The organism is Brevundimonas sp., from assembly GCF_031412435.1.
In the GTDB taxonomy this organism is placed as follows: Bacteria; Pseudomonadota; Alphaproteobacteria; order Caulobacterales; family Caulobacteraceae; genus Brevundimonas.
In genome coordinates this window covers 26,462-32,478 of sequence record NZ_JANODA010000038.1, presented here as the reverse complement: position 1 = coordinate 32,478, position 6,017 = coordinate 26,462, and the positions used below count along the sequence as shown (strand labels likewise).

Annotated in this window: 5 protein-coding genes; 3 read left to right on the top strand and 2 right to left on the bottom strand. The window is 67.0% G+C overall.

The window, feature by feature from the left end; genetic code table 11:
- A partial coding sequence (locus RMO01_RS07080) for a sigma-70 family RNA polymerase sigma factor (RefSeq protein ID WP_309628340.1) occupies positions 1–555 on the top strand: 555 nt, incomplete at its 5' end.
- 82 nt (positions 556–637) lie between these two features.
- Here RMO01_RS07080 and RMO01_RS07075 read toward each other — a convergent pair.
- Positions 638–991: a DUF559 domain-containing protein gene (locus tag RMO01_RS07075; RefSeq protein WP_309628339.1), complete on the bottom strand. Its 354-nt coding sequence runs from the start codon at positions 989–991 to the stop codon at positions 638–640.
- Positions 992–1,225: 234 nt separating this feature from the next.
- Here RMO01_RS07075 and RMO01_RS07070 point away from each other — a divergent pair, with 234 nt between their 5' ends.
- A complete protein-coding gene (locus RMO01_RS07070; RefSeq protein ID WP_309628338.1) occupies positions 1,226–2,134 on the top strand; it encodes a hypothetical protein in 909 nt (302 codons plus the stop codon).
- Positions 2,135–2,198: 64 nt separating this feature from the next.
- On the opposite strand, the gene RMO01_RS07065 is transcribed toward RMO01_RS07070, so the two are convergent.
- On the bottom strand, positions 2,199–5,582 hold the full coding sequence (locus tag RMO01_RS07065) for a DNA methyltransferase (RefSeq protein WP_309628337.1): 3,384 nt from the start codon (positions 5,580–5,582) through the stop codon (positions 2,199–2,201).
- Positions 5,583–5,659: 77 nt separating this feature from the next.
- On the opposite strand from RMO01_RS07065, the gene RMO01_RS07060 reads away from it, so the two are divergent.
- A complete protein-coding gene (locus tag RMO01_RS07060; RefSeq protein WP_309628336.1) occupies positions 5,660–6,010 on the top strand; it encodes a DUF2200 domain-containing protein in 351 nt (116 codons plus the stop codon).
- Positions 6,011–6,017 lie beyond the last annotated feature (7 nt).

Here is a 6,017-nt window from a genome sequence, read left to right as displayed (position 1 = left end):
TACGCGACCTGGTGGATCCGCCAGGCCATCACGCGCTCGATCGCCGACCAGGCGCGCACCATCCGCATCCCGGTGCACATGATCGAGACCATCAACAAGCTGAACCGCATCTCGCGGCAGATGCTGCAGGAGATGGGCCGCGAACCGACGCCGGACGAGCTGGCCGTGCGCATGGAGATGCCGGAAGACAAGGTGCGCAAGGTGCTGAAGATCGCCAAGGAGCCCATCTCGATGGAGACTCCGATCGGCGACGACGAGGATTCGCACCTCGGCGACTTCATCGAGGACAAGAACGCCATCCTGCCCATCGACGCGGCCATCCAGTCGAACCTTCGCGAGACCACCACCCGCGTGCTGGCGTCCCTGACGCCGCGCGAGGAACGGGTCCTGCGCATGCGTTTCGGCATCGGCATGAACACCGACCACACCCTTGAAGAGGTCGGCCAGCAGTTCTCGGTCACTCGCGAACGCATCCGCCAGATCGAGGCCAAGGCGCTGAGGAAGCTGAAGCACCCGAGCCGGTCGCGGAAGCTGCGGAGCTTCCTGGACAGCTGAGGTCAGGAATCAGGGATCAGGGGCGCTTCCGGAAGGAGGCGGCCCTTCTTGCATCTTCCTTCTCCCCTCGTGGGAGAAGGTGTCAGGCGGAGCCTGACGGATGAGGGGGGGGTCGGTCCGCATGCCGGCGGACGGCGTCGAACACGATGTTGGGGTTGGTCAGGACCGCCTCGTTTCCGAACCTCAGAACCACGAAGCCCCGGCGGTTCAGATCGGCGTCCCGCAGCCGGTCCCGCTCCTCGCGCAGCCGGTGAATGCCGCCATCCAGTTCGATCACCAGCTTGAGCTCGTAACAGCAGAAGTCCGCGATCCACGGCCCGATCCGGGTCTGTCGGCGAAATTTCAGGCCTTCGAACCGCCGGTCGCGCAGCAGCCTCCACATCGCCGTTTCCGCGAAGGTCATTCCTGCGCGCAGACGTCGTGTCTGGTCCGCCATACCCCTCATCCGTCTCGCTTCGCGAGCCACCCGTCGTCGCCGCGCGATGCGCGTCTTCTCCACCCACAAGGGGAGAAGGGCGAAGCCTCCTGGAACGATGTTCGCTCAAGTACGGCGCAAGGACAGCGTCCCGCGTCGCTTCATCACCAAACCGACCAACGCCGAACGCCAACCTGACCAGGATCGCCAGCGGCTCCGACCGATTCTGGCGTACCGGCGGTCCATGATGCGCGGATGACAGAGCGACGCGAGATCAAGCAGCGGTCCCCTGCGGTGTGGGCCAGGGTCAGGGCGGCCTATCTGGCCGGCGAACCGGCGGCCTCGGTCGCGCGGCGGTTCGACGTCGGCTACGGCAACCTCAGATACCGGGCCAATGCCGAGGGCTGGACGCGCAAGGCGGCCATGACGGACGCGGACGAGGCGGCGGCGGCCGAAGACGTCCGTCTGGCCGGCCGCGCCGACCCGGTGTCAGAGGCCCGGTGCGAAACGCCGGTCGAGATCGACCCCGCCGACGCCTTCGAGGCGGCGCTGGCGCGGGCGGGCGTCGCCATCGCCGCCGGACGCGGCGCGGAGGCCGCCGGCCTGCTCAAGGCCGCCGAGACGCTTGTGCGGTTGCGTGAGGCGAGCCCGCCCGAACACCTGCCGACGGTCGAGGAGTGGGACGCCGAGCAGGCGGCCCTTCGCGCCGCCTGGGCCGACGAGAAGGCGGCCTGGAGAGAAGCCGAAAGCGCGCGGCTGGAGGAAGAGTGGGGCCGGCGCGCCCTGACGATGGCCCACGTCCTCCTCAGCGCCCGGGGCCATGACCTGGCCGACAACTGGGCGGCCTCGGCCCTGCGCTGGCGCGCCGAGACCCTGGGCCCCGACCAGGCCCTGGCCGACTTCGCCCGGGGCGTCTCCGGCGGCTGGGCCAGCCGCTACTGGGACGAACACGGCCGCCTGAAACCGGTGGAGCCGCCGCCCGCGCCCGAGTCGCGGATGATGCGCCAGCACGTCGGCCTGACGCGCGGCGGTTTCGGCGGCGAGATCGACATGAGCGGGATCGAATGGCCGCCGGCCTGGGCGACCGACGGGAGGGATGAAGAGCCGCGACAGCCCGTCGAGCCGTCCGACGTCGAGCGCGGACCGCGCGTGCGGCGGCTCTAGGCGGATCAGTCCTTGTCTCCGCCACACAGTCGCACGAGATCCCTCTCCCGCCGGGAGAGGGGAATCAGGCCGCGCGTTTTGCGGCGAAGGTCCCGTTCGGCAGGGGGGTGATCTCGGCGTAGCGGACCAGGGTGTTGAGCGCCTGGACGACGCGTTGCTCGATCGTCTTGCCGCCGCGCTTGAAGGCGCGAGAGACGGCAGCGGCGTCCATCGGACGGCCGGAGGCGACGAGGACGGCCCTGATGGCCATGACCTGTTCGCCCTTGTCCTTCGGGAAGGCGGGCAATCCCTTGTCGATGGCGACGACCGTGTCCTGAAGGTCCAGTTCGCCGGATTTGGGTGCGGCGGCGCCCTTGGCGAAGCGGGGGATCTGGTAGTCGGGGCGCAGCCAGCGGACGTGGCCGGCGGCCTCTTCGGCCGCGCGTTCGGCGTTCAGGGCGACGAGGCGTTCGAGGATCTGTTCGTCGCTCAGGTCGTGCGGCCAGCCATAGGCGTCGGCGGTCGCCCGGTCGATCTGGTCGTGCAGGTCCTTGAGGATCAGCACCCGGCCGCGATCCTTGACGTCCTCGTCCTTGTCACCGAGCGGCGTCTGGCTCCGGACCTTCTCCAGCACGTTGTAGAGGCCGGTCAGGGTCAGGTCGGGATGCTCGGCCTGGACCGTTTTGCGCGTGGCGTCGAGCTCCTCGCCAAGATCGCAGAGGGTAGCGCGGATGGCGTCGGATGGGTCGGGGAAGGGGAAAGGGTCGAAGCAACGAGACTTGGAGTAGCGGGGATCATTGCCATAGCCGAGCCAGCCTCCAAGAACGGGGGCCCAAGTTGTGTGCACCCGGCTGGACAGAACGGCCAAGAGCCACCCCTCAACACTGGCAATGGCGATGAGCATATTGTCTGGGAGCAAGCCGGTATCGAGAAATTGGAATACCCGGTGCTTGGATGTCTCGACGGTCGCGATGTAGCGAGGCAGTCCTCTCCAAGCCTCTCGCGCTTTCGGATTGTTCTCGCCGAAGAGCCACCAGTTTTGACGTCGGTAGGCTCGAGGATTGACGTCCCGTTCTGGCTTCACCGTTTCCAGCAGGTGCTGATAGACCTCTGGGTATCGTTGCCGCACGTCTTCGGCCGCGAGGCCGAACAGATCGATGACCATGACCCCCCTTGATTGAGCCATCAGGTCTCGTCCGTTCCGGTAGTGACGGATGTGCTTGTCCAGCCCCTCGCGCCTACCGAGTCCCAACCGCTCCGCTTCCGAAAGCGTGAGGATGAAGCCAGCGCCGTGAAGCTTCACTCCGGGCGAAGAAAGCCCTTCATTCGCGAGAAGGGGAGCAGCCGTTGTTACGTTCACTCCAACCGTAAGATCGGGATTGATACGCCCTTCGTGCGACGCGAATTCCAGCGTGGGGTCATCTGTGTCGAGGCCCATTTCCGATACGACGTCATGCAGAGCGCCGTCTCTTGATGCGGATTCGGCGACGGTCATAGCGATCCGAACCGCCGCGCTGTCCCTCGACGCCTTGGTCCACGGATGATCCGGCACTGCGAAGATAATCGAGAACGGAGCCTTGGCGTTCAGGTGCCGCTCCATCACCCGGCGTTGGAACACCTGGCTGATCGAGTTGGTGGTGACGAGGCCGAAGCGGCGCAGAGGCGTCGTCTTGCGCGTCAGCAGTTCTGCGGCGCGGTCCCACCAGTACATCACAAAGTCGGCGCTCTCATTCATATGAGGATGAGCCCGCCACAATGCCTCAGCCTTGCCCGGCTCCAACCTTGAACGAAGGACCGCTCCGCCGATGAACGGCGGATTCCCCACGATGAACTCCGCCGCCGGCCAGTCCGGTCGCCGCGCGTTCGGATAGACCTGAACCGCGACCCCGTCCTTCATCTCGAACTGCAGCTCGGGATAGCCGTCCCAGGTCAGGACGGCGTCCTTTTGCTGGATGTTGCCGAAGGCCTTGAGGATCGGTTCGGCCGGGTGTTCGGAGCGGTTGCGGTAGTGCTGTTGCAGATAACCGATCCACAGCACCAGTTCGGCGATGGCGGCGGCGCGGACGTTCAGCTCGATGCCCAGGAACTGGTGCGGGTCGACGGTCTCGAAGCCGATGCCCTCGGTCTCGCCGAGTTCGGCCAGAGCTTCCAGCACCTCGCCCTCCAGGCGCTTCATCAGCTCCAGCGAGACGTAGAGGAAGTTGCCGGTGCCGCAGGCGGGGTCGAGCACGCGGGTGGTGCAGAGCTGGTGATGGAAGGCGCGGACGGCGGCGACGGCCTCCTTGGGTTCGCCGCGCCCGCGCGCATCCTCGGCCTTGATCTGGGCCGTGTTCCAGTCGTCGCGGAGCGGCTCCATCACCGTGACCTCGACGAGGCGTTCGACGTAGGATCGGGGGGTGTAGTGAGCGCCCAGTTTGCGCCGCTCGCCCGGCTCCAGCGCCTGTTCGACCAGGGTGCCGAAGATGGCGGGTTCGACGTAGCGCCAGTCGTGGCTGGAGGCGGCCAGAAGCTCGCCGATCTCTTCCCGCCCCATCGGGAAGGCCTTCGCGTCCTTGAACAGGCTGCCGTTGAAGTGTTTCAGGTGCAGGCCGAACCCGGCGTAGAAGCGGTTGTCGTAGTCGGCTGAGTCCATGCTGCGCCACAGGGCCTGGAGCATGGGGGCGAAGCTATCGGGGTGCTCCAGCTGGTCCTTCAGCAGGGCGGTGAAGCGACCGCGCGGCAGAAGGTCCACGTCCTCGGCGAACATCGTGAAGATGCAGCGCATCAGGAAATGGGCGACCTCTTCGGCCGGGTGTTTCTGTTCCAGCCGTTTGGACACCTCGGCCAGCCGTTCGGCGATCTGGCGTGTGACGCGGGCGGATTCTCGGGTGGGGTCCAGCGACTGGGGCTCGGTCCAGATCGCCTTCAGCCGGGCGACGACGGCGGGATCGCGCAGATCCTCCAGCCGGATGCGGAAGCCCTTGCGGTCGGGGAAGTGGGAATAGGCGCGGCCGCTGCCGGAGAAGTCGGCATAGACCTCGAACACATAGCCGACGTCGCAGACGATGATGAAGGGCGGGGCCGGGTGGTCGGCGGGCAGGCGGAACGCGTAGTCCTCGGCCTGCTTCCGGGCGTTGCGCATCAGCACGTCCCACCGACCTTCGGCGGCGGCGGTCGAGGCGGCCTCGTCAGGCTTGAACAGGGAGGTCCGGCCGTCGTCGCGCTGACTGGCGCGGGACTGTTTGGCCTCCAGAATGAAGGCGCCCTTCTTGTAGAGGTCGATGCGCAGGGTGGCGGCCGCGCCCTCGGACTCGCGCCGTTTCACGCCGCGTTCGAAGACATAGTCGTTGGTGCGGGTGTCGTCCGAGGCGGGGTCCGGCCGTGGGAGGTCCAGCGCCTCGCAGAGTTCGGTGAGAAACATCTGGTAGTTGGCGCGCTCGGCGCCGCCGCGCGCCTGACTCCAGCGCTGGATGAAGGTCTCAATATCCACGTGCGACGTTTCCCCTTGATGTGACCTTAGGGTTGAGCCCACGCTGTGGGAAGACGGATCGCACGGACGAGCCCCCCATGACCCACCGCATCTACGCCATGAGCTTCGCCAGCGTGTATCCGCACTATGTCGCCAAGGCGGAGCGGAAGGGGCGGACGAAGGCGGAGGTGGACGAGATCATCCTCTGGCTGACCGGGTTCGACCCCGCGGGGCTGGAGGCCGAGATCGCGGCGGGCACGGACTTCCGGACCTTCTTCGACCGGGCGCCCCGGCTGAACCCGGCGCGGGAGCTGATCACGGGGGTGGTCTGCGGCGTGCGGGTGGAGGCGGTCGCGGAGCCGCTGATGCGGGAGATCCGCTATCTGGACAAGCTGATCGACGAACTGGCCAAAGGGCGGAAGATGGAAAAGATCCTGCGCGCGGGGTGAGGCCCGG